This window comes from Nonomuraea sp. NBC_00507, assembly GCF_036013525.1.
GTDB lineage: Bacteria > Actinomycetota > Actinomycetes > Streptosporangiales > Streptosporangiaceae > Nonomuraea.
In genome coordinates this window covers 4,520,378-4,545,401 of sequence record NZ_CP107853.1, presented here as the reverse complement: position 1 = coordinate 4,545,401, position 25,024 = coordinate 4,520,378, and the positions used below count along the sequence as shown (strand labels likewise).

General features: G+C 70.5%; 23 protein-coding genes and 1 tRNA gene. 9 read left to right on the top strand and 15 right to left on the bottom strand.

Annotation, left to right across the window (positions count from 1 at the left end; translation table 11 throughout):
• Nucleotides 1–59 precede the first annotated feature (59 nt).
• A complete protein-coding gene (locus OHA25_RS22530; RefSeq protein WP_327589468.1) occupies nt 60–527 on the top strand; it encodes a MarR family winged helix-turn-helix transcriptional regulator in 468 nt (155 codons plus the stop codon).
• On the opposite strand, the gene OHA25_RS22525 is transcribed toward OHA25_RS22530, so the two are convergent.
• Genes OHA25_RS22525 through OHA25_RS22495 form a run of 7 tightly spaced genes read right to left on the bottom strand, consistent with a single transcriptional unit; the run spans nt 520 to nt 8,264 of the window.
• A complete protein-coding gene (locus OHA25_RS22525; RefSeq protein WP_327591030.1) occupies nt 520–1,386 on the bottom strand; it encodes an ABC transporter ATP-binding protein in 867 nt (288 codons plus the stop codon). The genes OHA25_RS22530 and OHA25_RS22525 overlap by 8 nt on opposite strands.
• 2 nt (nt 1,387–1,388) lie before the next feature.
• Nucleotides 1,389–2,126 (bottom strand): ABC transporter ATP-binding protein, encoded by a 738-nt coding sequence (locus OHA25_RS22520; RefSeq protein WP_327589467.1) that lies wholly within the window; start codon nt 2,124–2,126, stop codon nt 1,389–1,391.
• Nucleotides 2,123–2,971 (bottom strand): ABC transporter permease, encoded by an 849-nt coding sequence (locus OHA25_RS22515; RefSeq protein ID WP_327589466.1) that lies wholly within the window; start codon nt 2,969–2,971, stop codon nt 2,123–2,125. The genes OHA25_RS22520 and OHA25_RS22515 overlap by 4 nt, the downstream gene beginning before the upstream one ends.
• Entirely contained in the window at nt 2,968–3,984 is a 1,017-nt protein-coding gene (locus tag OHA25_RS22510; RefSeq protein ID WP_327589465.1) for an ABC transporter permease, read from the bottom strand. The genes OHA25_RS22515 and OHA25_RS22510 overlap by 4 nt, the downstream gene beginning before the upstream one ends.
• A gap of 3 nt (nt 3,985–3,987) precedes the next feature.
• Nucleotides 3,988–5,595 (bottom strand): ABC transporter substrate-binding protein, encoded by a 1,608-nt coding sequence (locus OHA25_RS22505; RefSeq protein WP_327589464.1) that lies wholly within the window; start codon nt 5,593–5,595, stop codon nt 3,988–3,990.
• Between the two features lie 22 nt (nt 5,596–5,617).
• Complete coding sequence (locus OHA25_RS22500; protein WP_327589463.1) at nt 5,618–7,192, bottom strand: hydantoinase/oxoprolinase family protein; 1,575 nt, start codon at nt 7,190–7,192, stop codon at nt 5,618–5,620.
• On the bottom strand, nt 7,185–8,264 hold the full coding sequence (locus tag OHA25_RS22495) for a DUF917 domain-containing protein (RefSeq protein WP_327589462.1): 1,080 nt from the start codon (nt 8,262–8,264) through the stop codon (nt 7,185–7,187). Before OHA25_RS22495 ends, OHA25_RS22500 begins: the two co-directional genes overlap by 8 nt.
• 195 nt (nt 8,265–8,459) lie before the next feature.
• Between OHA25_RS22495 and OHA25_RS22490 the strand changes: the two genes are divergently transcribed.
• The 5 genes from OHA25_RS22490 (at nt 8,460) to OHA25_RS22470 (ending at nt 14,255) form a co-directional block, all read left to right on the top strand.
• Nucleotides 8,460–8,532, top strand: a tRNA-Met gene (locus OHA25_RS22490).
• Between the two features lie 32 nt (nt 8,533–8,564).
• The gene (locus tag OHA25_RS22485) at nt 8,565–8,999 is read left to right on the top strand and encodes an RpiB/LacA/LacB family sugar-phosphate isomerase (protein ID WP_327589461.1); all 435 of its coding nucleotides are present in this window, start codon (nt 8,565–8,567) and stop codon (nt 8,997–8,999) included.
• Nucleotides 9,000–9,296: 297 nt separating this feature from the next.
• Nucleotides 9,297–10,457 (top strand): amidohydrolase, encoded by a 1,161-nt coding sequence (locus OHA25_RS22480; RefSeq protein ID WP_327589460.1) that lies wholly within the window; start codon nt 9,297–9,299, stop codon nt 10,455–10,457.
• Nucleotides 10,458–10,523: 66 nt separating this feature from the next.
• Complete coding sequence (locus tag OHA25_RS22475) at nt 10,524–13,091, top strand: Tex family protein (RefSeq protein WP_327589459.1); 2,568 nt, start codon at nt 10,524–10,526, stop codon at nt 13,089–13,091.
• Between the two features lie 156 nt (nt 13,092–13,247).
• Nucleotides 13,248–14,255 carry a hypothetical protein gene (locus OHA25_RS22470; protein WP_327589458.1) on the top strand — a complete coding sequence of 336 codons (1,008 nt, stop codon included), beginning with the start codon at nt 13,248–13,250 and terminating at the stop codon, nt 14,253–14,255.
• 15 nt (nt 14,256–14,270) lie between these two features.
• Here the strand turns inward: OHA25_RS22470 and OHA25_RS22465 are convergent, their stop codons facing one another.
• The gene (locus OHA25_RS22465; RefSeq protein WP_305916387.1) at nt 14,271–14,969 is read right to left on the bottom strand and encodes a TetR/AcrR family transcriptional regulator; all 699 of its coding nucleotides are present in this window, start codon (nt 14,967–14,969) and stop codon (nt 14,271–14,273) included.
• Between the two features lie 101 nt (nt 14,970–15,070).
• On the opposite strand from OHA25_RS22465, the gene OHA25_RS22460 reads away from it, so the two are divergent.
• From OHA25_RS22460 to OHA25_RS22450, 3 genes are read left to right on the top strand one after another with little or no spacing between them, the layout of a single operon-like run.
• Complete coding sequence (locus OHA25_RS22460; RefSeq protein WP_327589457.1) at nt 15,071–16,291, top strand: saccharopine dehydrogenase family protein; 1,221 nt, start codon at nt 15,071–15,073, stop codon at nt 16,289–16,291.
• 14 nt (nt 16,292–16,305) lie between these two features.
• On the top strand, nt 16,306–17,967 hold the full coding sequence (ilvD, locus tag OHA25_RS22455) for a dihydroxy-acid dehydratase (protein ID WP_327589456.1): 1,662 nt from the start codon (nt 16,306–16,308) through the stop codon (nt 17,965–17,967).
• 8 nt (nt 17,968–17,975) lie between these two features.
• Complete coding sequence (locus tag OHA25_RS22450) at nt 17,976–18,122, top strand: hypothetical protein (RefSeq protein WP_327589455.1); 147 nt, start codon at nt 17,976–17,978, stop codon at nt 18,120–18,122.
• A 76-nt stretch (nt 18,123–18,198) separates the two neighbouring features.
• Here OHA25_RS22450 and OHA25_RS22445 read toward each other — a convergent pair whose 3' ends face one another.
• The 7 genes from OHA25_RS22445 to OHA25_RS22415 all read right to left on the bottom strand — a co-directional run bounded on the left by OHA25_RS22445 (nt 18,199) and on the right by OHA25_RS22415 (nt 24,834).
• Nucleotides 18,199–19,092 carry a sigma-70 family RNA polymerase sigma factor gene (locus OHA25_RS22445; protein ID WP_327589454.1) on the bottom strand — a complete coding sequence of 298 codons (894 nt, stop codon included), beginning with the start codon at nt 19,090–19,092 and terminating at the stop codon, nt 18,199–18,201.
• A 9-nt stretch (nt 19,093–19,101) separates the two neighbouring features.
• Entirely contained in the window at nt 19,102–19,488 is a 387-nt protein-coding gene (locus OHA25_RS22440) for an STAS domain-containing protein (protein WP_305916391.1), read from the bottom strand.
• 41 nt (nt 19,489–19,529) lie between these two features.
• Complete coding sequence (locus OHA25_RS22435; RefSeq protein WP_327589453.1) at nt 19,530–20,507, bottom strand: phosphotriesterase family protein; 978 nt, start codon at nt 20,505–20,507, stop codon at nt 19,530–19,532.
• A gap of 58 nt (nt 20,508–20,565) precedes the next feature.
• On the bottom strand, nt 20,566–21,972 hold the full coding sequence (locus OHA25_RS22430) for a methionine--tRNA ligase (protein WP_327589452.1): 1,407 nt from the start codon (nt 21,970–21,972) through the stop codon (nt 20,566–20,568).
• A gap of 247 nt (nt 21,973–22,219) precedes the next feature.
• Complete coding sequence (locus tag OHA25_RS22425; RefSeq protein WP_327589451.1) at nt 22,220–23,542, bottom strand: APC family permease; 1,323 nt, start codon at nt 23,540–23,542, stop codon at nt 22,220–22,222.
• 185 nt (nt 23,543–23,727) lie between these two features.
• Nucleotides 23,728–24,186 (bottom strand): universal stress protein, encoded by a 459-nt coding sequence (locus OHA25_RS22420; protein ID WP_305916395.1) that lies wholly within the window; start codon nt 24,184–24,186, stop codon nt 23,728–23,730.
• Between the two features lie 27 nt (nt 24,187–24,213).
• The gene (locus OHA25_RS22415) at nt 24,214–24,834 is read right to left on the bottom strand and encodes a DUF998 domain-containing protein (protein WP_327589450.1); all 621 of its coding nucleotides are present in this window, start codon (nt 24,832–24,834) and stop codon (nt 24,214–24,216) included.
• Nucleotides 24,835–25,024 lie beyond the last annotated feature (190 nt).

The following is a 25,024-nucleotide window of genomic DNA, read 5'->3' as shown; positions in this document are numbered from 1 at the left end:
ATAACTTAGGTAAGTAACAAGAAGCGATAATACATACGTAAGTTAGGTAAGCAAACGAGATGGACGAAGATCTCAACAGAACGGTGTCGGCCTTCCGCACGCTCGTGACCACCCTCAAGCGCGGCAAGACCCACGAGCGGCTGACCGAGGCCGCGGGCATCCGGCTCGACCGGCCCGGCGTGGAGATCCTCGTCAGCCTGCTGGACGCGGGCGAACCGCGCAGGATCGGCGCGATCGCCGAGGCACTTCAGGTGGAGAGCCCGCATGTGACCAGGCACGTCGCCGCGCTGGAGCAGCGCGGCCTGGTCGAGCGCGTCCGCGACCCCGACGACGGCCGGGCCTGGCGCATCGCCCTCACCCAGGAGGGCGCCGAGGCGGCGGACAAGTGCCGCAAAGTGACCACCGACTGGTTCGAGGGAGCGTTGGCCGACTGGTCGGCGGCGGACCGGACGGAGCTGGCCCGGTTGATGGAGAAGCTCGCGGACGACGTCACCGCCCATCTGAGGGCTCAGCTGGTCATCAAGTGAGCAGCACCTCCTCCGCCCGGTGGCAGGCCACCTGACGGTCCTTCAGTTCCCGCAGAGGAGGCGCCTGCTCGCACGCCGGCACGGCGATCGGGCAGCGCAGCCGGTACGGGCAGCCCGTCGCCGCCGGCACGGCCTCCGTCCGCCCCCTGGCCTCCGGCGGGGACCCGCCGAGCTTGGGCACGGCGTCGCGCAGGGCCTTGGTGTACGGGTGGGCGGGCTCGGCCAGGAGGTCGGCCGTGGGCCCCGACTCGACGACGCGGCCCGCGAACAGCACGTGGGACGTGCGGCACAGCCGCTCCACGACCGCGAGGTTGTGGGTGATGAGCAGGCGCTCGGTGTCCAGGCCCGCCAGCAGGTCGAGGATCTTGGCCTGGACCGTCACGTCGAGTGCGCTGGTGGGCTCGTCCAGGATGAGCAGGCGGGGGCCCACGGCCAGGGCCCTGGCGATCACGACGCGCTGGCGCTGGCCTCCGGAGAGCTGGTGCGGCCTTCGGGCCGCCAGGTCCCGGTCCAGTCCGACCTGTTCGAGCAACTCCCCCACCCTGGCTCGCCCGGCCCTTGGGAGTGCCTCCGCTATGGAGGAGCCGATCCGCATCCGGGGGTCGAGGGCCTCGGCTTGGAAGACGGGCTGGACGTCCTTACGGAACGCCCGCATGTCTGTGTTTTTCAGCGTTTGGTCGCCGTACCAGATATTTCCGGACATAGGGGTGAGGAGGCCCAGGAACGCCCGGGCCAGTGTCGTCTTGCCTGAGCCGCTCTCCCCGATCAGCCCGACGCCACCCTCCGTGATCTCCAGGCTCACGTCGTGCACGACCGGGCGCTTGCCGTACCCGAGCGTCACCCGCTCGGCCCTCAGCATCCTCACGGCAGGGCCTCCAGCAGCTCGCGCGTGTACGGGTGGGACGGCGCGGCCAGCACGTCCGCGGCGGGCCCCGACTCGACCACCGCGCCGTCCTTCATGACGAGCACCCGGTCGGCGATCGTGGACACCAGGGCCAGGTCATGGGAGACGAGCAGGAGCGCCAGGCCCCGCTCGGCCCGCAGCCTGCGCAGCACGCCCACCACCTCGGCCTGCACGGTCACGTCGAGGGCGCTCGTGGGCTCGTCGGCCAGGATCACCTCCGCGCCCAGGGCGATGGCCAGCGCGATGGCGAAGCGCTGGGCCTGGCCGCCCGAGACCTCGTGCGGATAGCGGCGCAGGAGCTCCGGGTCGAGCAGCACGGCCTCCATGGCCTCCGCCATGGCCTGCTCCGTGGCGTCTCTGCGGTGGAGCCTGAGCGCGCGGCGCATGAGGACGCCGAGCCGGGTGGCGGGGCTGAGCGCCGCCTGCGGCGACTGCATCACCAGGGCGGCTTTTGCACCGCGGATCTCACGGAGGCGGCGGGGCGGGGCGGTCAGCACCTCGACGCCGCAGACCTTGATGTGTCCCGAAATTTCGGCATCCGGGGTGAGGCCCAGCAACGAGAGCAACGTGGTCGATTTGCCCGAGCCGCTCTCCCCCACGATCGCCACGCACTCGCCCGCGCCCACGTCGAGCTCGGGTACATCGGCGACGACTCGTCCCCCGTAACTGACGCGGAGGTCGCGTACCTCGATCACTTGACCACCCTTCGCGGGTCGAGCGCGTTCCTGAGCCCCTCGCCGAGCACGTTGAACGCGAACGCCGTCACCAGAATCGCCAGCCCTGGGAAGGTCACGACCCACCAGTTCGTGGTGAAGAGCGTCTGGCCCTGCTGCACCATCAGCCCCCATTCCGCGGTCGGCTCCTGGGCGCCCAGCCCCAGGTACGACAGCGCGGCCGCGGTGAGGATCACCCCGCCCGCGTCCAGCGAGACCTGGACCAGGACGGGGGTGAGCGAGTTCGGCAGCACGTGCCTGAGAATGATCAGCGGCGCGGGCACGCCGAGGCACCGGGCGGCGTCCACGTAGCTCCGGGTGGCGATCGACGCGGCCACCGAGGCGGACAGCCGCGTGTACCACGGCCACCAGGTCACCGCGATGGCCAGCACGACGGTGTTCACGCCGGGCTGCAGCACCACCGCCAGGGCCAGGGAGAGCAGCAGCGCTGGAAAGGCCAGGAACACGTCCGTGACCCGCATGATCACGTCCCTGATCCAGCCGCCCGCGTACCCGGCCACCACGCCGAGCGTCACCCCCACCACCGCGGAGACAGCCAGCACGGCGACGGCGACGAACAACGACGTGCGACCGCCGTACAGGATCCTGGTGAGCACGTCCCGCCCCACCTGGTCGGTCCCGAGCAAGTGGGCGGCGTTCGGCGGCTGCAGTATTTCCAGCGGGTTCGGCTCGTCCGGGTACGGCGCGAGCCACGGCGCCAGGATCGAAGCCAGCACGACGACCACGATGAGCACCGCCCCGAAGGCCGCGAACCGGTCGGGGATCCTCGGCAGCGTGCGCCGCAGCGGCGCCTCGGTGGCGGTCATCGTGCCCTCGCCCGCGGATCGACGACGCCCTGCAGCAGGTCCACGACGAGGTTGGCCAGGGTGTAGACGAGGGCGACCAGGAGAGTGACGCCGGCGATGGCCGGGGTGTCCAGCGACTTGATCGACTCGGCAGCGTAACGGCCGAGACCCGGCCAGTTGAAGACGGCCTCGACCAGGAAGCCGTTGACGATCGAGTACGCGAACACCAGGGCGATCAGCGACAACACCGGGCTCAGCGCCGGCCTCAGGGCGAATCTGGTCAGGATGGACGTCTCCCCGAAGCCGAGCGCACGCTCCAGCCGGGCGTGGTCCTGCCCGGACTCCTCGATGAGGGCCGCCCTGGTCATCTGCGCGATCACACCGGTCGGGTAGGCGGCCACGACGAGAGCGGGCAACACCAGGTGTTCGAGAGTGCTGCTGAAGATCGGCCAGTTGCCGGTGATGAGGGCGTCGACGAGGGTGATGTTCGTCCAGAGGGTGAGAGGGCTGGTGGTGTCGAGCGAGGAGTCGTACTCGCCGGCGATCGAGAACCAGCCCAGATGGCCGGCGAACACCAGCTGCATGGCCAGGGCCAGCCAGAAGACCGGCACGGAGACCGCGAGCATGCTGGTGAACCGCACCCCGAAGTCCGGAAATTTCGTCTTATAGCGGGCCGCGAGCACCCCGATCGGGATGCCCACGACGACCGCGACCACCAGCGCCGCCCCCACGAGCTCCAGCGAGGCCGGGAAAGCGAGATACAGGTCGTCGCGCACGGGCTGCCGGGTCCGCAGACTGGTCCCCCAGTCGCCGGTGAACAGGTCACGCACGTAGGTCACGAACTGCAGCGGGATCGGGTCGTCGAGGCCGAACCGCTCGCGTGCCGCGGCCAGCTGCTCGGGCGTGGCCTTCGGCCCGGCGAACGCGACCGCGGGATCGCCGGGCACCAACCGCATGACGGCGAACGTGAGCATGACCACGCCGGCCACGACCAGGAAGGCCTGGCCGAGCCGGCGAGCCAGATAACGCGCCATGGGTCAGCTTGCGCGCTTGAGGTCGTAGAAGAAGACCACGTTGGGGTAGGCGGGATTGTCCACGTATCCCTGGATGTCGTCCGTGAGCGCGCGCTGGTAGGTCTGCACGTACGGCACCGCCACCGCCGCCTGCTCCTGGATTATCTTCTTCTGCAGATCCTGGTACGCCATGTCCGCCTTGAGCTGGTCAGTGGCCGTGAGCTGCGGCAACGCGTCAATGGCCGCGTCGATCCCGGCGTTCTTCAAGTAGGACAGGTTGAACTGCGGCTTCTCGGCGCTCTTGAAGACGTTCACGAACCACGAGTAGGCATCCGGGTAGTCCGGATACCAGTACATGACGAAGATGTCCTGCCCCTGCTTCTTGCCCAGGTCCCACTGCGCGTTCCAGGTCATGGGCTTGGCCTGCAGGGTCACGTTCAACTTCTTCAGCGTCGAGCTGAGCAGCGTGACCAGCAGCTTCTGGTCCTCGTCGCCCTGGGCGTAGGTCAGGGAGAGCTTGAGCTCGGGGAGGTCGGGGCCGTACCCGGCATCCGCCAGCAGTTCCTGCGCCTTGGCCAGATCCTGCTTGGGCTCCATGCCCGTGGCGTGGCCGAGCAGACCCTGTGGCACCAGACCGCTGGCCTTCGTGGCCGAGCCCTTGAGCGCGGCGATCAGGCCGTCGTAGTCGATGGCCGCCTGCAGCGCCTGCCGTACCCGCTCGTCCTTCGTCGGCCCTGAGGCGGTGTTGAACAACACGAGCAGGTTCTGGAACGACGGCACCTGCGCGGTCTGCACCTTCGCGGTCGTGCCCGCCTGCTGGAAGAGCTGCGGGTTCAGCCGCTGGACGAAGTTCACCTCGCCGTTCTGCAGCAGCTGCCAGGCCGTGGTGATCTCCGGCGTGACGCGGAAGGCGACCTTCTTGTACTGCTCGGGCCTCCAGCCGCCCCAGTAGCCGTCGAACGCCTTCAGCGTGAGCTCGGTCTCCTTGCCCTTCTGCCAGGAGTCGATCGTGTACGGGCCGGTGCCGGCCGTGGTCTTGCCGTCGGGGTCCACGGCGTCCACGTCGTAGATGTAGGCCGCGTAGCCGGAGGAGGCGACGAGGTCGAGCGGCGTGGCGTACTTGAGCGTGAACTTCAATGTGGACGCGTCCACGGCCTCGATGGTGTCGACCGCGTCCCAGATGTAGGCCGCGCCGCCCTTCTTCTCGATCGTCCGCTCGATGGCCTTCTTGGCGGCCTCGGCATCCATCGTGGCGCCGGAGTGGAACTTCACGCCCGGCCGCAGCTTGAACGTCCACTCCTTGCCGTCGTTCGCCGAGGTCCACTCGGTGGCCAGGCGCGGCTCGGCCTTGCGGGTCTCCGAGTTGTACCTGGTCAGACCCTCGTAGATGTTCGACAAGGCGATGATCTCGTTGGAGTAGGAGGTCGCCGGGTCCCAGTCGGTGACCACGTCGAGGTTGGGCACGTAGACGAACGTGCTGTCGTTGGTCTGCGTGGTCGCCGGCTGACTGCCGCTTGGTTGCGGCTGGGGTGTCCCGCCGCCGCCACGCACCTGGCCGCCCGCGCACGCGGACGCGGTCAAGGCCAGGACACTGGTGACTCCGGCCACGAGCAGACGCTTGTGCCAGCGCATGGTGGGGGGATCCTTTCGATTTTCACCGGGCGAGTGGTCCGGCTGCTTTGACGTGTACCCGCACGGCGGGTTCGGAGAGGTAGCTCAGCGGCACCTCAAGGAGATCGACGATCTCGACCGCGGAGGGATCCGCCCCCGCGGCCACGGCTCGCGCCGCCGCCTCCTCCTTGGCCCTTTCAATGGCTTCTGACCGGCTATCTCCCGCAGGCAAGATCGTATCGACTCTGCCGCTCGCCAGTGCGATGGCGGCGCCCACCGCGTTGGCCACCTCGGCATGCTCGGGGCGGATCACCCGGCCCGCGCCCGGGATGCGCTCCGGCAGGACGAACGCGCCGCCCCCCACCGCGACCAGCGGTCTGTCGGACTTGCCGAGCGCCATCCTGTCCACGGCGTCGATCACCATCTCGTCCGCGACGGCCACCGCCCTTTCCAGGGTGTCGCGGATTCCTTCCGACATGTCACCCATGCGGGCGCGCCAGCCTTCTCCGTCCGCCGGGATGCGGCCGGCGGCCACGGCGGCGTCGGTGATCGTCGGCGTGCTGCCGCCGAACACCAGCGCCTCCTGGACGATCCGATAGCCGACCGAGTCCGGCCCGATCCCGCGGTCTCTCACCACGGTCCCGCCGCCGAGCGCGATGGCCAGGATGTCCGGCATGCGGAAGTTGGTCAGCACCCCACCGATCTCGACCGCCGCCGCCGACTCCCTCGGGAACCCGCCGGCCAGCACCCCGAGGTCGGTGGAGGTGCCGCCCACGTCCACCACGATCGCGTCCGCCACTCCCGAGAGGTACGCGGCCCCCCGCAGCGAGTTCGCCGGGCCCGAGCCGATCGTCGACACGGGCAGCCGCGCGGCGTGCTCCAGCGTCATGAGCGTGCCGTCGTTCTGTGCCAGGTACGGCCGGGCTCGCAGGTCGCGTTCGGCCAGCGCGGCGACCAGGGCGCCGGTCACGTGGGCGGCGACCCCGTACAGCGCGGCGTTGAGCACAGTGGCGTTCTCGCGTTCGAGCAGGCCGAGCGAGCCGATCTCGTGGCTGAGCGAGACCGGCAGCCCGTACTCGGCCCGGACCAGCTCCTCGACCAGGCGCTCGTGCTCACCGCTCGCCGGGCTGAACACGCTGGTGACGGCCACGGCCTCCGCCTCCACGCCGTCCAGGAAACGGCGGATCGCGCCGAGGTCCGGCGGGCGGATCGCGCGGCCGTCGACGTAGTGGCCGCCCGGCACGATGGCCTCGCCGGCCGAGACGGCCTTGCGCAGGTCGCCGGGCCAGCCGGAGAGCGGCGGCACGGACGTGGTGGCGGGCGCGCCGAGCCGCAGCACGGCCACCCGGCCGAGGTTGCGGCGCTCCAGGATCGCGTTGGTCGCGTGCGTGGTGCCCAGCATGACGCGGGTGACCCGGTGCCGCGCGTCCCCGAGTTCCGCCAGGACCGCGTCGAGTGCGGCACGCAGGCCCTCGGTCACCTCCGGCGTCGTCGGGCGCTTCGCCTTGGCCATCACCCGGCCGTCGGAGCCGAGCACCACCGCGTCGGTGTTCGTGCCTCCGACGTCGATCCCGATCCCGAGCTCCGCGAGTTCCGCGAGCTCCGGCAGGTCAGCCATGTGCCGTCAGCTCCTCGACCGGAACGTAGTCCAGCTCGTACCCGAACGCCCGCGGCCCGGCGGTCTCCAGTCCCTTGGGGGTGCGCCAGAGCGGGTCGCACGGCCAGGCGAGCACCGTGACGCGCTGGCCGTACCTGAGGCCCTCGGTCTGGATGGCGGCGGCGGTCTCGGTGTCCACGACCGTGATCAGGTCGGGCACCATGGCCAGGACCCGGCCGTCCTCGACGGCGACCAGGTTCTCGTTCTGCAGCTCCAGCGTGACGGTGCGGCTCCGGTCGTCACCGGTGCCCTCGATCGTGGCCGTGCCCCGTACGAACCCGCCCGTGGTGCGCCGCTCCACGTCGGTCAGCTTGCCCGTGATCAGCCTGGCGGCGCCGAGCCGGTCCTGCAGCGCGCGCAGCGGGTCGGCCGCCCGGGCACCCGTAGGCGACGTGCCCTCGGTGGCCCTGCCGATCTCGAGCGCGCGCGTGACCGTGCCCTCGATGACCGCGCCCCGCGCCTGCGCGGCCGTGATCACGTAGTCGGCCATCAACGCGCTGGATCCCGCCGCCACGCACACGGCCCTGGCCAGCCTCTCCGACCACAGTCCGTCGACCGGGCGGATGGTGACCACGTTCCCGGCGACGTCGGTCATGATCACGAGGTCGGCCGGCAGCCCCGCCACGTACATCGACACCATCTGGACCTCGGGGAAGGCCCGCCCCATGCCGTCGGCGTCGAGCAGCGGCAACCCGAGCTGCGCGGCCCACGCGACCGGGGCGACGCCGTTGGAGCCGCCGATCTCGGATGACATGACGGCGCTGGGCGGGCGGCCGAAGAGGCGCTCGATCTCCTCGGCGATGCGCTTGGGCTCGTCCTCGCTGTGGATCATCTCGTGGCTGACGGTCGGCGCCCCGATCCCCGACAGCGGCACGATCAGCGCGTCGTCCGCCAGGTCGGCCAGCCGGACCAGCGGCACCTCGCCGTACTCGCGGATGGCCCGTGCGGCGGCCAACGATCCGGTACGGACGTCTCCACCGCCGCCGGTGCCCAGAACGGCGCACCCTCGGGCAAGTGCCGGAATATCGCTCACATCAATGCTCATTTGGCGACTCAACCAACCACATGGCACCTCAATCCGCCAGTGCGGCACGTGTGGGCGCGGGTAAATCCGTTGCGCCGGCGCGGTGGCCACCGGCAAGATCGAGGCCATGAACACCGGGCGAATGCGCAGGCGGCACCGCACGGGCGTGTCCTGATCTCCAGGACCCCGCCCGTCGCTCATCGAGGCGGGTGGGGGCGCTGGTGTGCCCGGCGATTTCATAGGTCGCGCAAGGCGGGTTCGATTCCCGCACCCGCTACGAGTCTCCCCGTGCCGTGGCACGCTGGTGTCATGCGGATTTCGGTGGCCGCCGACAGCAAGGACGGCGTGGCCGAGCGGGTCGTGACGGAGCTGCGCAAGCGCGGGCACGAGGTGGTGACACACGGCGCGCTCAACGACGAGGAGCGCGACGACTGGGCGTGGGCCTCGGAGCTGGCCGCCAGGGACGTGAGCGAGGGGCGGGCCGACCAGGCGGTCGTGTGCTGCTGGACCGGGACGGGCGCGTCGATCGCGGCGAACAAGGTGCCCGGCGTGCGGGCCGCGCTGTGCGTCGACGCCTACACCGCCGACGGGGCCCGCAAGTGGAACGACGCCAACGTGCTGGCGCTCAGCCTGCGGCTCACCTCCGACGTGGTGCTCGACGAGATCCTCGACGCCTGGCTGGAGGGACGGCCCAGCACGGACTCAGCCGACATCGCCAACGTGTCCCACCTGGAAGAGATCTGACCACTACCCTCTGGGGATGTCCGACTTACACTGCACGCACTGCGGCGAGGGGGGACTGGAGGTCGGGTTCATCTTGGACTCGGACCAGATTCCCCGATCCGCCAGGTGGCTCGAGGGCACACCCACGTATGGGATCTTCGGCGGGGTCAAACTGACGGGCCAGCCGAGGTGGGAGATCGATGCCTATCGCTGCCGTCACTGTCACCATCTTGAGCTTTTCGCCAGCCGCCCCGACTGACCGAGAGTAGTCACGGCCGAGACGGGAAATCGTCGGCCCGGCGGATTAGGGTGCTGGGCATGACCGACGTGCTGCTGCGCGGCGGGCTCCCCTGGGGGCTCGGGGCCACCGCCGACATCCTCGTCCGCGACGGCCTGATCCACCACGTCGGCCAGGGCATCGACACGCCGGACGACGCCCTGGTCGTGGACATCGCGGGGCAGCTGGTGCTGCCCGGCCTGGTCGAGGCGCACTGCCACCTCGACAAGACCCTCTACGGCGGGCCGTGGGTGCCGCATTCGGCCGACGACACGCTCGCCGGCCGCATCGGCAACGACTTGGGGAGGCGGGCCGAGCTCGGCGTCCCGAGCGTGGAGCGGATCGGCGCACTGCTGGAGCGCATGAGCGCGGCCGGCACCACCCACGTGCGCACGCACACCGACATCGATCCGCTGGTCGGGCTGCGCGGTGTGGAGGCCGTGCGCGAGGCCGCCGCCCGCTCCCCCCTCGAGGTGCGTCAGGTCGCCTTCCCGCAGCACGGCCTGCTCACCAACCCGGGCACGGCGGAGCTGCTCGAAGAGGCACTGAAGAGCGGTGTCGAGGCGGTCGGCGGGCTCGATCCCGCGGGCATCGACCGCGACCCCGTGCGCCATCTCGACGTGATCTTCGGCCTGGCCGAGCGTTACGGCGCCCACGTGGACATCCACCTGCACGACGGCGGCTCCCTGGGCGGGTGGGAGCTGGAGCTGATCATCGAGCGCACCAAGGCGCTGGGGCTGGGCGGCCGGGTGACGGTCAGCCACGCTTACGCGCTCGGCCAGCTCGACGACGCCTACCAGGACCGGCTGATCCAGGGCTTCGCCGAGGCGGGTGTGGCGCTGGCGACCGCTGCCGTCTACAGCTTCCCTGTGCCGCCGGTGAAGAAGCTGCGGGCCGCAGGCGTCACCGTGGCCTGCGGGCACGACGGCATCAGGGACCTATGGGGTCCCTACGGCAGTGGCGACATGCTGGAGCGGGCGATGCACGTCGCCTACCGCAGCACCTTCCGCAGGGACGCGGACATCGAGCTCGCGCTGGAGGCCGCCACGCACGGCGGCGCCCGCGTGCTGGGGCTGGAGGGCTACGGGCTGTCCGCCGGCGACCGGGCCGACCTGGTCGTGGTGCCGTGCGCGAGCGCGGCGGAGGCCGTGGTCGTTCACCCTCCACGCACTCTGGTCATGAAGGACGGCGTACTTTATTAGCTCGGGAGCTCCGCTCCCTTCGCAGTCCTGCACAATTGACCGGCGGGACCATCGAAAGGCAGGCAAGTGCTCTCTATACACCAGCGGATCGCGGCAGAGCTCGGCGTACGCGACGGGCAGGTGCAGGCGGCCGTCGAGTTGCTCGACGGCGGCGCGACCGTGCCGTTCATCGCGCGATACCGCAAAGAGGCCACCGGCACTCTCGACGACGCGCAGCTGCGCACGCTGGAGGAGCGGCTGCGTTACCTGCGTGAGCTGGAGGAGCGCCGCGCGGCGATCCTGGAGTCGATCGAGTCCCAGGGCAAGCTCGACGACCAGCTGCGCGAGCAGATCATGGCGGCCGAGACCAAGGCCAGGCTCGAGGACATCTACCTGCCTTACAAGCCCAAGCGGCGCACCAAGGCGCAGATCGCCCGCGAGCTGGGGCTGGAGCCGCTGGCCGATCAGCTGCTGGCCGACCCGGGGCTGAGCCCGCTGGCCGTCGCCGAGGGCTTCGTGACCGAGGGTGTGGCCGACGCGGGCGCGGCGCTGGAGGGTGCCAGGGCGATCCTGATCGAGCGGTTCGCCGAGGACGCCGACCTCATCGGCGAGCTGCGCGAGCAGCTGTGGAGCCGCGGGCAGCTGGTGTCGAAGGTGCGCGAAGGCAAGGAGGAGGCGGGGGCCAAGTTCTCCGACTACTTCGACTTCGGCGAGCCGTTCACCAAGCTGCCCTCGCACCGGATTCTGGCGATGTTCCGGGGCGAGAAGGAGGAGGTGCTGTCCGTCGCGCTGGAGCCGGACGACAGCCCCGACTACGAGCTGCGCGTCGCCTCCAGGTTCGACATCGCCGACCAGGGCCGGCCGGCCGACAAGTGGCTGACCGAGACCGTGCGGTGGGCCTGGCGCACCCGCATTCTCGTGCATCTGGGCATCGACCTGCGGATGCGGCTGTGGCAGGTGGCCGAGGACGAGGCCGTGCGAGTGTTCGCGGCCAACCTGCGCGACCTGCTGCTGGCCGCGCCGGCCGGCAGCCGCCCGACCATGGGGCTGGACCCGGGCCTGCGCACCGGGGTGAAGGTGGCCGTGGTCGACGCCACCGGCAAGGTCGTCGAGACCGCGACCATCTATCCGCACGAGCCCAAGCGGCAGTGGGACCAGTCGCTCGCCGTACTGGGCGCGCTCGCTCAGCGGCACGGGGTCGAGCTGATCGCCATCGGCAACGGCACGGCCTCGCGCGAGACGGACAAACTGGCCGGTGAGCTGGTCCAGCTCATGCCGTCGGTCACGAAGATCGTGGTGTCGGAGGCCGGCGCCTCGGTCTACTCGGCCTCGCCGTACGCCTCGCAGGAGCTGCCCGAGCTCGACGTGTCGCTGCGTGGCGCGGTCTCCATCGCGCGCCGCCTGCAGGACCCGCTGGCCGAGCTGGTCAAGATCGACCCCAAGTCGATCGGCGTCGGCCAATACCAGCACGATCTCGCCGAGACCAAGCTGTCGCGTTCGCTGGACGCGGTGGTCGAGGACTGCGTCAACGCCGTCGGCGTCGACGTCAACACCGCATCGGCGCCGCTGCTCACGCGGGTGTCGGGCATCGGGTCCACGCTGGCCGAGAGCATCGTGCGCCACCGCGACGCCAACGGCCCGTTCCGCACGCGGTCGGCGCTGAAGGAGGTGCCGCGGCTCGGTCCCAAGGCGTTCGAACAGTGCGCGGGCTTCCTGCGCATCCGGGGCGGCGACGACCCGCTCGACGTCTCCAGCGTGCACCCGGAGGCCTACCCGGTGGTCCGCCGCATCCTCACCTCGGTCCAGAGCGACCTCAAGTCGCTGATCGGCAACACGGTGGCCCTGCGGTCGATCAAGCCGCAGGACTTCACCGACGAGACGTTCGGCCTGCCGACGGTCTCCGACATCCTGCGCGAGCTGGAAAAGCCGGGCCGCGACCCGCGTCCCGCCTTCAAGACCGCCACGTTCAAGGAGGGGATCGAGAAGATCTCCGACCTGACGTCCGGCATGATCCTGGAGGGCGTGGTCACCAACGTGGCGGCGTTCGGGGCGTTCGTGGACGTCGGCGTGCACCAGGACGGTCTGGTCCACGTGTCGGCCATGTCCCGCACCTACGTCAAGGACCCGCGAGACGTGGTGAAGCCGGGTGACATCGTCCGCGTCAAGGTGCTGGACGTGGACATCCCCCGCAAGCGCATCTCGCTGACCCTGCGCCTGGAGGACGAGACCACGGCCCAGGGGCCGGGCGACGGCCCCCGGCGGTCGACCGGCCGCCAGGGCGGCGGCCGCGGAGACGGCGGCGGCCGTGACGGCAGCCGGAGCGACGACGGCGGACGTGATGACGGCGGCGGCCGTGGCGAGGGCGCTCGCGGCGGCGACGGCGGCCGTGGTGACGGAACCCAGCGTGCTCGAGGCCAGGGCGGCCGCGGCCAGGGGCCGCGCGGAGACGGACAACGCGACGGACAGCGCGACGGCCGGGGCGAGGCAGGCCAGCGTGGCAACGGCGACGGCGGGCAGCGCGGGCGCGGCGACGGCCAGCGGGGACGGGGCGACGGGCAGCGCGGCGGTCAGCGCCGCCAGGACCGCCCGGCCCCGACGGGCGCCATGGCCGAAGCCCTCCGCAAGGCGGGTCTCACCGGCGACGACGGGCGCTGAACTCAGCAAGCGGCCGCCTGGGCGACAACGCCCAGGCGGCCGGCTCATCGGTGGCCTGATCGCCTGGCGTCACGATCTACATCGGCTTTGTCGGCGCCGAAATCAGTCGAAACGTCTCCGCCGCCTTGGCGCGTGCTGGAGAGATACGGTCGGATGGTGAGCACATCAGCGTTTACCACGGCGATCACCCAGGCCCACGACCTGCTCAGGTGGCATTCTCCGCTGCGGACGGAGCTATGGGCGGCGCGGCTCACCGCGAGCCTGGAGCAGGACCAGGTGGCCGCGTTCCTGCGGGAGCTGGCGGAGGACGGCGGGGCGGAGGCACGGCTCACGCTTGTGGCGCTGGCGGCCGTCAATCCGAGCCCTTCACCCGGCGGTGCGGCCGCGTCCGCCGAGGCCGATGAGTCGGGGGTGTACGCGCGGGCCGCGGAAGGCCTGGTGGACACGCTGTCGCCGTGGGTGAGCCGGATGGGCAGGGTGACGTGCGAGGGCGCTTGGTACGGCAAGGCCGACCCGTACGGTGAGCAGACCCTGGCCGTCCTGTCCTTCCGCTACGAGAACGGCAAGGAGCCGCACATCCTGGTCGTCGGGATCGACCAGCCCAACGGCGGGCTGGCGGTCGACGCCGTCGTCGAGGAGCCGAAGTTCCTCGACGACCTGGGCCTGGACGCAGCCGATCCCGGGGTGGTCGGGGGTCGGATCCTGGACGCGATCGAACTGGGCGACCGGATCATGGGTGCGGCGGTCGCCGTCACGCTGACCGAGGTCCGGCCGCTCGCGATCGCCAGAGCCCGCACGGTGCCGGGCGTCGTCCGTGGGGCGGGCGATGACACCGCCTCTCGGTTCGACGACCTGCCCGAGCTGCCGGGGGCGCGGGAGGCGTTCGAGAAGCTGGTCGAGTTCATGGGGGACCGGCCGCTGTGGTGGAGCCCGAGCCGGGTGTCGCAGTTCCTGACGTCGTGGCTGCCTCGGGAGGCCATCCTGTCCGACGAGGCCATTGCGGCCATGCCGGAGGTGGTGCGCGCCTGGAGCCGCTTCTCGGGCGATCAGCCGGCGGTGCTGCGTCAGATCGACGAGGACGCGCCGCGCCTTCCCGCCCTCATGGCCGACGACTCCCTGGCCGGACTCGCCAAACGCATCGCCCAGAGCCGCCGCCGCCTTTGACCGTACGGTTCCGCATCATCTGCTGAGCTGGGCCGCCGCGCTGGACAGAAGCATGTCGAGTGCCGCCGGGTAGGCGCTGTCGTTCATGCGGGCCACCAGCAGCGGCGCCGTGGCGGCGATGTTGGGGTGGGTGGCGGCGGGCAGGCGGGCGTAGGTGTCCCGCCACACCTCCTCGTCGGCCTCCCGCGCGGCCGCGGGCAGGGCCAGGGTGGCGGCGTCGAGGATGGAGAAGGCCAGGCTCTGGTCGATGAAGGCGTGGTAGATGCGTACGGCGTCGGCGTCCGGGAAGCCGGCGCCGCGGAGGACGCCGAGGATCGTCTCGTCGGCCGCCACCTCGTTCGGGCGGCCCGTGACGCGGCTGGCGGTCAGGACGGCGGCCTGCGGGTGGGCCAGGTAGGCGTGGTGGATGCGGAGCCCGAGGTCGCGCAGGTCGGAACGCCAGTCACCGGTGGAGCGCCAGCCGGCCATGGCCTGGGCGAAGAGCTCGTCGGCGATGGCCAGGATGAGGTCGTCCATGCCACGGAAGTAGCGGTAGACGGTGCTGGCGTCAGCGCCCAGGGCGAGTCCGAGACGGCGGGCGGTCAGGCCGTCCGCGCCGTGCTCGCGCAGCATGCGCAGCGCGGTCTCGACGATGAGCTGGTGGGTGAGGACCTGGCCTTGTTTGGTGGGGCGGCGGCGGCGCCGGCTCGCCTCGGGGACCACCCGTTTCGGCATCGAAGCCCCTCCTTATGCCAACGCCATTGACGTTGATGAGCGTAGTCGAGTTGGATGAAAGGACACACCCCCCAAAAGCGGATAAAAGGGGATTTATTGTCATGCGTATCCTTCTCATGGGAGCAGGCGGGGTGGGAACCGCCATCACGCGGATCGCCGCCCGCCGCCCGTTCTTCGACCACATGGTGGTCGCCGACTACGACCTCCCCCGCGCCAAGGCGGCCGTCGCCGCGCTGGGCGAGCAGGCGACCAGGTTCACTCCCGTCAGGATCGACGCCGCCGACTCCGCCGCCGTCGCCGCGCTGCTCAACGAGCACGAGTGCGACGTGCTGCTCAACGCCACCGACCCGCGTTTCGTGTTGCCGCTGTTCGAGGCGGCGCTGGCCGCCGATGCCGACTACCTCGACATGGCCATGTCGATGTCGAGGCCGCACCCCGAGCGCCCGTACGAGGAGGTCGGCGTCAAGCTGGGCGACGAGCAGTTCGCCAGAGAAGAGGAGTGGGCGGGGAAAGGCAGGCTGGCGCTGGTCGGCATGGGCGTGGAGCCGGGGCTCGCCGACGTGTTCGCCCGGTACGCCGCCGACGAACTGTTCGACGAGATCGAGGAGATCGGCATCAGGGACGGCGCCAACCTCACTGTCGACGGCTATGAGTTCGCCCCCTCGTTCTCCATCTGGACCACGATCGAAGAGTGCCTGAACCCGCCGGTCATCTATGAAAAGGATCGCGGCTGGTACACGACCGAGCCGTTCAGCGAGCCGGAGGTCTTCGACTTCCCCGAAGGCATCGGCCCGGTCGAGTGCGTGAACGTCGAGCACGAGGAGGTGCTGCTCGTCCCCAGGTGGATTTCGGCGCGCCGGGTCACCTTCAAGTACGGCCTCGGTGAGGAGTTCATCGGCACCCTCAAGACCCTGCATGCGCTCGGCGTGGACAGCACCGAGCCGGTCCCCGTCAGGACCGATCAAGGCACGGCCAGGGTGGCGCCGCGCGACATGGTGGCGGCGGTGCTGCCCGACCCGGCCGGGCTCGGCGACCGCATGCACGGCAAGACCTGCGCCGGCACCTGGGTGAAGGGACTCAAGGACGGCCGGCCGCGCGAGGTGTATCTGTACCACGTCGTGGACAACCAGTGGTCGATGCGCGAGTACGGCTCCCAGGCCGTGGTCTGGCAGACCGCCGTCAACCCGGTGATCGCGCTGGAGCTGATGGCGAGCGGGGTCTGGAAGGGCGCGGGCGTGCTGGGGCCCGAGGCGTTCGAGCCACGCCCGTTCCTGGACCTGCTGGTGACGTACGGCTCACCATGGGGCATACGGGAACAGTGAGGAATCATGGACGTGTGACAACGAGAAACACCATCGCCGACGATCCCGACCGCGCACCGGCCCGCTCCCACCTCTATGCCATGGGCATGTCGGAGGAGGAGATGCGCCGCCCTGTGGTCGGCATCGCCTCCACCTGGACCGGCACCATGCCCTGCAACCTCACCCACCGCGAGCTGGCCGCCCACGTGGCCGAGGGGGTGCGGGCGGCGGGCGGCATGCCGATGGAGTTCAACACCATCGCGGTCTCCGACAACCTGACCATGCACACGCCCGGCATGCGTACGTCGCTGATCAGCCGCGAGGTCATCGCGGACTCGATCGAGCTGATGGGCCGGGCGCACGATTTCGACGCCATCGTCGCGATCGTGGGCTGTGACAAGACCGTCCCCGCGGCGATCATGGCGCTGGCCCGGCTGGACGTGCCGTCCGTGATCCTCTACAGCGGCAGCATGATGCCGGGCCGGTGGCGCGGCCGGGATGTGACGATCCAGGACATGTGGGAGGCGCTCGGCGAGCGTGCCGTCGGCCGTCTGGACCAGTCCGAGCTGGACGACCTGGCCAAGCACGCCTGCCCGGGCGCGGGCACCTGCGCCGCTCAATACACCGCCAACACCATGGGCAGCGTCGCCGACTTCCTGGGCCTGGCGCCGTTCGGCGTGGGCGACATCCCGGCCGTGGCCTCGGAGAAGAACGCCGCGGCGTACCGGGTCGGCGAGATCGCCATGGACGCGCTGGCCCGCGACGCCCGCCCGTCCCGCGTCCTCACCGAGGACGCCCTGCACAACGCGATCGTGTCGGTGGCGGCCATGGGCGGTTCGACCAACGCCGTGCTGCACCTGCTGGCCATCGCCCGCGAGGCCGGGCTGCCGCTGGAGATCGACAGGATCGGCGAGGTCTGCCGCGAGACCCCGATCATCACGGGTCTCAAGCCGAGCGGCGGCGACCACACGGCACTCGACCTGTGGCGGGCCGGGGGCACCTCGCTGGTGGCCCGCCGACTCCTGGCGGCCGGGTTGCTGCGCGAGAACGTCACGCTGGTGGACGGCCGCAGGCTCGTCGACGTCGCCGGGGCGGCCCACGAGACGCCGGGGCAGGAGGTGGTGGCGAGCGTGGAGCGGCCGTTCAAGCAGCGCGGCGCGCTGGCCATCCTGCGCGGCACGCTGGCGCCCGACGGCTGCGTGCTCAAGCTGGGCGGCAAGAGCGACTTCCGGCACGAGGGCCCGGCCAGGGTGTTCGACTCCGAGGACGCCTGTTACGACGCCATCCAGGAGGGCCGGATCGTCGCGGGTGACGTGATCGTCGTCCGGTACGAGGGCCCGGCGGGCGGCCCCGGCATGCGCGAGATGCTCTCGGTCACGGGCCCGCTCGTCGGCCGGGGCCTCGGCTCATCCGTGGCGCTGGTCACGGACGGGCGTTTCAGCGGCGTCTCGCACGGTCTGGTGATCGGGCACGTGACGCCGGAGGCGTACCACGGCGGGCCGATCGCGCTGGTGCGGGACGGGGACACGGTGGTCGTCGACAGCGCGGCCGGGACGATCGACCTGCTGGTGCCCGAGGCGGAGCTGGCCGAGCGCCGGGCCGCCTGGCGGCGGCCCGAACGGCCGGTGGAGCGGGGAGTGCTGGCCAAGTACGTCGCGACGGTCGGCTCCGCCTCCGACGGCGCGGTCACCGTTTGACGGCGGCTATGCTGCCCAGTGACGTGTCGGCCGTGCCCGGAGAGGGCGTCCCAGAGGAGACTTGCGCAATGTACAAGGAGTTCGCTGTCGAGGCCGTGATGTGGCTCGTCCCGGTCGCCGTGCTGATCGGGGTAGCGCTCCTCGTCACCGCGTGAGCCAGGGGCTGGGCCGGGGGTCGGCGGACCCCTGGCCACCCACTCAGCGGGAGTACCTGGAGGACACGTTCGTGGGTTATGAGGCCCACGACAGCAGCGGCCCTCCCTGCCTGAGCCGTTTCAGCGCCTGCTTCTCCAGCTGGCGGATCCGTTCCCTGGTCAGGCCTAGTTGCTCACCGATCTCGGTGTACGTCTGGACCTGCTGACCGCTGAGGCCGTACCTGAGCCTGATGACGAACGCCTCGCGCGGCGGCAGCATGGTGACCACCTGGTGGAGGTCGTCGCTCATCGCGCGGCGCTCGGTCGCCTCCTGCACCTGCAGCCCGTTCTCGTCGGCGATCATGTCCCCGATCCGGCCCTCCCCGTTCTCGCCCACCGGGATGTCCAGGCTGACCACCTCCTGCCCGAGCACACGTAACGAGGCGACCTGCTCCGGCGAGCGCTCGGCCGCCTCGGCGAGCTCTGCGTCGGTCGGCTCCCTGCCCAGCTCCGAGGCCAGCTGCCGGGTGACCCTGATCAGTCGCGACAGCTCCTCCGCCACATGCACCGGCAGGCGGACGGTACGGCTCTTGTCGTGGATGCCGCGCTCGATGGCCTGGCGGATCCACCACATCCCGTACGTGGAGAACTTGTATCCCCGCCGGTAGTCGAACTTCTCCACAGCCCTGATCAGTCCGAGATTGCCCTCCTGGATGACGTCGAGCAGCGGCAGCCCCCGGAAGGCGTAACGCCTGGCGGTGGCCACCACCAGCCGGAGGTTGGACCTGATCAGCAGGTCCTTGGCGCGTTGCCCGTCGAGGGCAACGAGTTCGAGCTCCGGCGTACCGGCGCCGCGCTCGATCAGATGGCCCGCGTACAGGCCTGCCTCGATCCGCCGGGCGAGGTCGACTTCGTCCGCGGCGGAGAGCAAGGGGGTCTTTCCGATCTGCTCCAGGTACGTGCCGAGCAGGTCGGGCTCTTCGGCCGACATGCCCGGGAACTACCCGGTAAACGGCGGCGAATTCCCGGCTTCGTTGAGTTCGGCGATGGCCAGCTCCGCTGTGCTGCGGATGTCGAAGAACTTGTCCAGCGCGGTGATCGCGAACAGGTGCTTGCACCGGCCGTTGAGCCCGGACAACAGCAGCCGGCCGCCGGAGGCGGTGACGGCCTTGTGCAGGTAGACCAGCACGGACAGCCCGGAGGAGTCGCACACGCTGACGGCCTGCATGTCGATGACGAGAAGCGGGGGTTGGGTCAGGTCGAGGGCCTGGGTGACGCGGTCACGGACCTCCGCCGCGGAGCCGAAGTCGAAATCCCCCGTCAGTCGCGCGATGACGCAGGGTCCCTGGAGTCCGAGGCTGATCGACAAGGCCTGCTCCGAAGTCACCCAGCTCCACCTACCTGCGTCGCTCTCCCGATCCACCCACTTTACGAGAAGTAGCGCTTCGGGTTGAACACCAGCATCTGCTCAATCTGGTCGTCGGTCACACCCGAGTCCAGCAATGCGGCCAAGACGTCGTCGTGAATGTGATCGTAGCGCCAGTTGGGCGCGAGCGCGCTGTGGGCCTCGTCCCAGGCGCCGCCGAAGTAGTCCATGAAGCAGGCGGCGTCGTGGCTGAGCACCATGCGGTCGGCGTACCCACGCTCGCACAACGCCGCGATCGTGGCCACGCGCTGCGCGGTCGGGTTGTAGACGTCCAGGCCGAACCTGTCCATCCCGAGCGTCGCGCCGGTGTCGGCCAGCCGCATGAGGTAGTCGAGGTCGTTGCTGTCGCCCGCGTGCCCGACGACCACCTTCGTCAGGTCCACTCCTTCCTTGGCGAACAGGTCCAGCGCGATCAGCCCGCTCTGGGTGAAGGAGTTGGTGTGAACGGTGATCGGCGCGCCGGTACGGACATGGGCCTGCGCGACCGCCCGGGCTATGCGCTCGACGCCCGGGGTCAGGCCTTTCGCCTCGACCACGCATTTGAGGAACGCCGCTTTCACCCCGGTGTCGGCGATGCCGTCGGTGAGGTCGCGGACGAAGTCGTCGACCATCGGCTCGGGTATGTCCATGAGCAGGCCGGGGCCGCGGAACTCGTACTGGTGCGGCAGCTCCTCGAAGGAGTAGATGCCGGTCGCGACGATGATGTGCAGCCCCGGCACCTGCTCCGCGATGCGCTGGATGCGCGGAATGTACCTCCCGAGGCCCCACACCGTCGGGTCGACGAGCGTCCGCACGCCCTTCGCCACCACGGCGTTGAGCTTGGTGATCGCGTCCTCGACCCGGTGTTCCTCGTCCCACCAGGCGCCCCTGCCGTAGTTGTCCAGGTGCTCGGTGGCCATGAAGAAGATGTGCTCGTGCATCAGGGTCTGGCCGAGGTCGTCGACGTCTACCGGGCCGCGGACGGTGTTGACGGTGGGCATGAAAGCCTCCATACCGGCTGGTCGGTGGGCGCCAACCTAGGCTTCCCCACGACCGCCGTCAACCGGCGACTCTGGGGTAAAGAGGCTTGGGCCGGGCCAGGCGCGCTCCGCTCACCGCCGCGGCCACCCGCGCCGCCGCCGTGGGCAGGAACGGCTCCAGGTGTACGGCCAGCGCCCGGCACGCGTGCACGAGCGTGCCCAGCGATGCCTCCTGCCCGGCCCGGTCCTGCTGCCAGGGCCGGGTGCGCTCGACGTACCGGTTGGCCTCCTCGACGATCGTCCACACGGCCGCGGCCGCGCGCCGGAAGTCGTAGTCCTCTAGCGCCTCGTGCACTGCGCCGGACACGTCGGCCAGGTCTTCAGCGGGGTCGGGCACGTGGCCGTCCAGGAAGCGGCAGACCATGGTGGCGACCCGGCTGACCAGGTTTCCCAGCCCGTTGGCCAGGTCTTCGTCGGCCCTGGCGATCAGGCGTTCCTCGGTGAAGTCGGCGTCGCCCACGCGCGGCACCTCGCGCAGCAGCCACCACCGCACGGCGTCCACGCCGTACGTGTCCACGAGCGCCACGGGATCCACCGCGCCACCCGACGACTTGCTGATCTTCTGCCCGGCCACCGTCAGGTAGTCGTGCACGAAGATCTCCGTGGGCAGCGGCAGGCCGGCGGACAGCAACATCGCGGGCCAGTACACGGCGTGGAACCTGATCACGCCCTTGCCCATCAGGTGCACCTTGCGCGGCTCGGCGACCCACCACCGCTCGTAGTCGCCGTCGCCGTCCAGCGCGGTGATGTAGTTGGCGAGCGCGTCCCACCACACGTAGACGACCTGGGCCGGATCGCCCGGCACGGGGATGCCCCAGCCGCGGGCGCGGGCCGCCGATCGCGAGACGCTGATGTCCGACAGTCCCGCCTCGACGAACGCCAGCACTTCGTTCCGCCGCGCGAGCGGCTCGATCCTGAGCCGCCCGCCGCGGATCAGCTCGCTCAGGGCGTCCTGGTAGCGGGAGAGCCGGAAGAACCAGTTCTCCTCCGACACCCGCTGCAGCGGCTCCCGGTGTCCCTCGGGGCAGGGTCCTTCGGCGTAGAACTGCTCGCAGCCCACGCAGTAGAGCCCTTCGTAGTGCCGCTGGTAGAGGTCGTGCTCAACGGCTCTCCAGATCCGCTCAACCCCGGCACTGTGCCCCGGATGACTACTTGTCCTGATAAAGGAGTCGAAGGACAGGTCCAGCGGACCGCGTAGCCCCTCGAACGCGGCCGCGTTCCTGTCCACCAACTCTCGCACCGGCACGCCTTCCGCCTCCGCGGCCAGCACGTTCTTCAGCGAGTTGTCGTCGGTGCCGGTCTGGAAGCGCACGGGTTCGCCGCGCCGCCGATGGTGCCTGGCCAGCACGTCACCCTGGACGAGTTCCAGGGCGTGCCCAAGGTGCGGGCGGGCGTTGACGTAGGGGATGGTCGTCGTGATGTACATCGGATGCCTCCCGAAGGGCCCCGGACACGACGTGAGGCCCCGGATCGCAGGGCCTCAACAAGACGTCGCCGATGAAACCCCCTACGGGGCCATCATCACCAGCGAGATCGTCATGCCCCCATGCTAACCGCCACGACGCCGCACCAGCCAGCCGATAACCCGGCTCCGATGGCGCTCACCCACCTGTCCGCGCCCCGGCCGCTCCTGGCACGGCGCACCGTGGGCGGGCGCTGGGCCAGCGAATGTGTCAGCGGCGGCGGTGCCGGGCCAGCCACACTGCCAGGCCCACCGCGAACACCGCCAGCCCTGCCAGCACGGACGCCGCCGGCAGGGTGGCCGCCAGCACCAAGCACAACCCTAATCCCAGGACGGGCACCGCCTTCGGCGGCGCGCCCTCCTCCCGGGTCAGGGTGAAGGCGCACGCGTTGGCGATGGCGTAGTAGACGAGCACGCCGAACGATGAGAACCCGATCGCCCCCCGCAGGTCGGCCACGAGCAGCAGCACGATCACCGCGACCCCGACCGCCAACTCGGCCCGCCGCGGCACCTGCCGCACCGGGTCCACGGCGGCCAGGACGCCCGGCAGGTCCCGCTCGCGTGCCATGGCCAGCATGGTGCGGGAGACGCCGAGCAGCAGCGCCAGCAGCGCGCCGAGCGCGGCCACCGCGGCGCCCGCCCCCACGACGGGGGCCAGCCACCCGGCCCCGCCCTCCTTGACGAGGTCGGACAGCGGCGCCACGGACCCTGACAGCAGCATGGGCCCGAGCACCCGTAGCGCGCCGACCGCGACCAGGGCGTAGACGACGAGCGTGATGGCCAGTGCGATGCCGACGGCCCTGGGAATGGTGCGGGCCGGGTCGCGGACCTCCTCGCCGAGCGTGGCGATCCTGGCGTATCCGGCGAACGCGAAGAACAGCAGCCCGCCTCCCTGCAGCACGCCCCACAGGTCGAAGCCGTCCGGCGGGAACCCCGACCGATAGACCGCCGTCATTTCCCGCGTGCTGTCGAGGTCGTTGAGGATGAACGTGAGCCCGGGCTCCGGCACGTAGGCGAACCAGCCGAAGGTGACCCTCGAGTCACCCACCAGGCCCACGACGATCACGGCTGTCAGCACAGCCAGCACGAAGGCCACGATCACCCTGGCCACCCCGGCCGAACGCTGCACGCCATAGAGGTTGAGCGCGGTCAGCGCCACGACGGCGCCGATGGCGAGAGGCCTGGCCAGATCGGGGGCGACGTAGGCGCCGAAGGTGAGGGCCATCGCCGCGCAGGAGGCGGTCTTGCCGACGGTGAAACCCCAGCCCGCCAGGTAACCCCACAGCGGGCCGAGCCGCCGCCGGCCGTAGACGTAGGTGCCGCCCGACTCGGGATAACGCGCGGCCAGACGGGCGGAGGAGGTGGCGTTGCAGTAGGCCACGACGGCGGCGAGCGCCAGCGAGACGAGCAGCCAAGAGCCCGCGGCCGCGGCGGCAGGCGCGAAGGCGGCGAACACGCCCGCGCCGATCATCGCGCTCAACCCCACGACCACCGCGTCCGTGGTGCCCAGTCGCCGCGCCAGCTCCTCGGGCAACGTCCCCGCCTCCTCTGCCTATCGAGCAGGCACCCACTCTGCCGCATCCCACCGACGATCCGAACCGGGGACGCTTACAGCTGGCCGAATACGCCGGAACAAGAGGGATAACGAGACGCGGCTGACCGTGTGCGCCGGAGAGACACGCGGCAAGCCGCGCGGCGCTGGAACACGCCGGGACGGGGTCAGTCGCCGGTACGCGGGGCGGGCACCACCAGGACCGGCCGGTGTGTGTGGTGCAGGACGCGGTCGGACGTGCTGCCGAGCAGCAGCGAGCGCACCCCGCCCAACCCTCGCGTCCCGGTCACGATGAGCGTGGCGTCGATCTCGTCCGCCACGTCCACGATCGTCGCCCACACCACCACCGAGTCCGCCTCGCACCGCGGGACGGCGTCCAGCCCGGCCTGCCGGGCCAGGTCGGCGCCGTGTCGGGCCAGCTCACGCATCGCCTCGCCGATCGCCTCGTCCGCGGCGTTGTCACCGTCGATGGACGTCATGAGCCCGGCCGACGTCCTGGCCGAGGTCGTCGCCAGCCGCTCCCACACGGTCAGCACGACAGCGGACTCCCCCTTCAGGATCTGGCCCGCGAAGGCGATCGCCGCTTTGGCGTCGTCGGAGCCGTCGTACGCAATCAAAATCGTCATAGGAGCCCCCTTCCCCGGGGGCGGGTTTCACGCCTGGCGGACGACCGGCCGTCCCACGAGCGAATACCGCAGCATCGACAGCCCGGCCAGCGCCAGCACGCCGAGCTCGGTCACGACCACGGCCCGCTGGGTCAGCCCGGCCGGGATGTCGTCGTTGGTGAGCGGGATGCCGAACATGCGCACCACGTACGGGATCACGACCAGCACCAGCGCCCCGAGCGCCAGCGCGCAGAGGACCTTCATCGCCTTGGCGTACCGGATCCTGGACTTGACCAGCAGCAGCCCGGCCACGGGCATCACCAGGAAGGCGGCGAAGGCGGCGTACCTGTGAATGCCTCCCGACAGGGACAGCGGCAGTCCTGGCGGGTCGGTGGGGAACGCGCCGATCAGGAACATGCTCGCGCCCCAGGCCAGCAGCAGGCCCACGATCCAGCGGTTCACACCCGTGCGGCGCATCGCCTCCGCGATCAGCGCCGAGCCCACGGCGAACAGGGTCAGCGAGGCGGGCAGGAGCCAGCCGGACTCCTGGAAGGCGTACTCGCTGATGACGCTGTGCAACGGGTCGAGGCCGGCCTCCGCGTGGAGGGTGAGCATGGCGCCGGTCCCGATGCCGATGGCCGTGAATCCACTGACGAGCAATCCCTTCATGCCTCAAAGCTCGTGGAACACGGCATTCCCGAGTATCGGAGATCGGCCCGAAGCGGCCCTGAAGCATCCCCTAATACTTAGGTCGGGGCACCCTTGGGCTGGGCTCGCTGACCTGTGCGGACGTGACCCTGAGTAGGGCCTGCCCCCTCAGGGTAGGTGCCGAGGGCCTCCCCGATTTGACTTAGAGCGC

What these genes read in the sequence shown, in the direction of transcription:
- OHA25_RS22530 (WP_327589468.1), top strand. Translation starts at nt 60, where the DNA reads ATGGACGAAGATCTCAACAGAACGGTGTCGGCCTTCCGCACGCTCGTG.
- OHA25_RS22525 (WP_327591030.1), bottom strand. Translation starts at nt 1,386, where the DNA reads ATGCTGAGGGCCGAGCGGGTGACGCTCGGGTACGGCAAGCGCCCGGTC.
- OHA25_RS22515 (WP_327589466.1), bottom strand. Translation starts at nt 2,971, where the DNA reads ATGACCGCCACCGAGGCGCCGCTGCGGCGCACGCTGCCGAGGATCCCC.
- OHA25_RS22510 (WP_327589465.1), bottom strand. Translation starts at nt 3,984, where the DNA reads ATGGCGCGTTATCTGGCTCGCCGGCTCGGCCAGGCCTTCCTGGTCGTG.
- OHA25_RS22505 (WP_327589464.1), bottom strand. Translation starts at nt 5,595, where the DNA reads ATGCGCTGGCACAAGCGTCTGCTCGTGGCCGGAGTCACCAGTGTCCTG.
- OHA25_RS22500 (WP_327589463.1), bottom strand. Translation starts at nt 7,192, where the DNA reads ATGGCTGACCTGCCGGAGCTCGCGGAACTCGCGGAGCTCGGGATCGGG.
- OHA25_RS22485 (WP_327589461.1), top strand. Translation starts at nt 8,565, where the DNA reads ATGCGGATTTCGGTGGCCGCCGACAGCAAGGACGGCGTGGCCGAGCGG.
- OHA25_RS22480 (WP_327589460.1), top strand. Translation starts at nt 9,297, where the DNA reads ATGACCGACGTGCTGCTGCGCGGCGGGCTCCCCTGGGGGCTCGGGGCC.
- OHA25_RS22465 (WP_305916387.1), bottom strand. Translation starts at nt 14,969, where the DNA reads ATGCCGAAACGGGTGGTCCCCGAGGCGAGCCGGCGCCGCCGCCGCCCC.
- OHA25_RS22460 (WP_327589457.1), top strand. Translation starts at nt 15,071, where the DNA reads ATGCGTATCCTTCTCATGGGAGCAGGCGGGGTGGGAACCGCCATCACG.
- OHA25_RS22450 (WP_327589455.1), top strand. Translation starts at nt 17,976, where the DNA reads ATGCTGCCCAGTGACGTGTCGGCCGTGCCCGGAGAGGGCGTCCCAGAG.
- OHA25_RS22445 (WP_327589454.1), bottom strand. Translation starts at nt 19,092, where the DNA reads ATGTCGGCCGAAGAGCCCGACCTGCTCGGCACGTACCTGGAGCAGATC.
- OHA25_RS22435 (WP_327589453.1), bottom strand. Translation starts at nt 20,507, where the DNA reads ATGCCCACCGTCAACACCGTCCGCGGCCCGGTAGACGTCGACGACCTC.
- OHA25_RS22430 (WP_327589452.1), bottom strand. Translation starts at nt 21,972, where the DNA reads ATGTACATCACGACGACCATCCCCTACGTCAACGCCCGCCCGCACCTT.
- OHA25_RS22420 (WP_305916395.1), bottom strand. Translation starts at nt 24,186, where the DNA reads ATGACGATTTTGATTGCGTACGACGGCTCCGACGACGCCAAAGCGGCG.
- OHA25_RS22415 (WP_327589450.1), bottom strand. Translation starts at nt 24,834, where the DNA reads ATGAAGGGATTGCTCGTCAGTGGATTCACGGCCATCGGCATCGGGACC.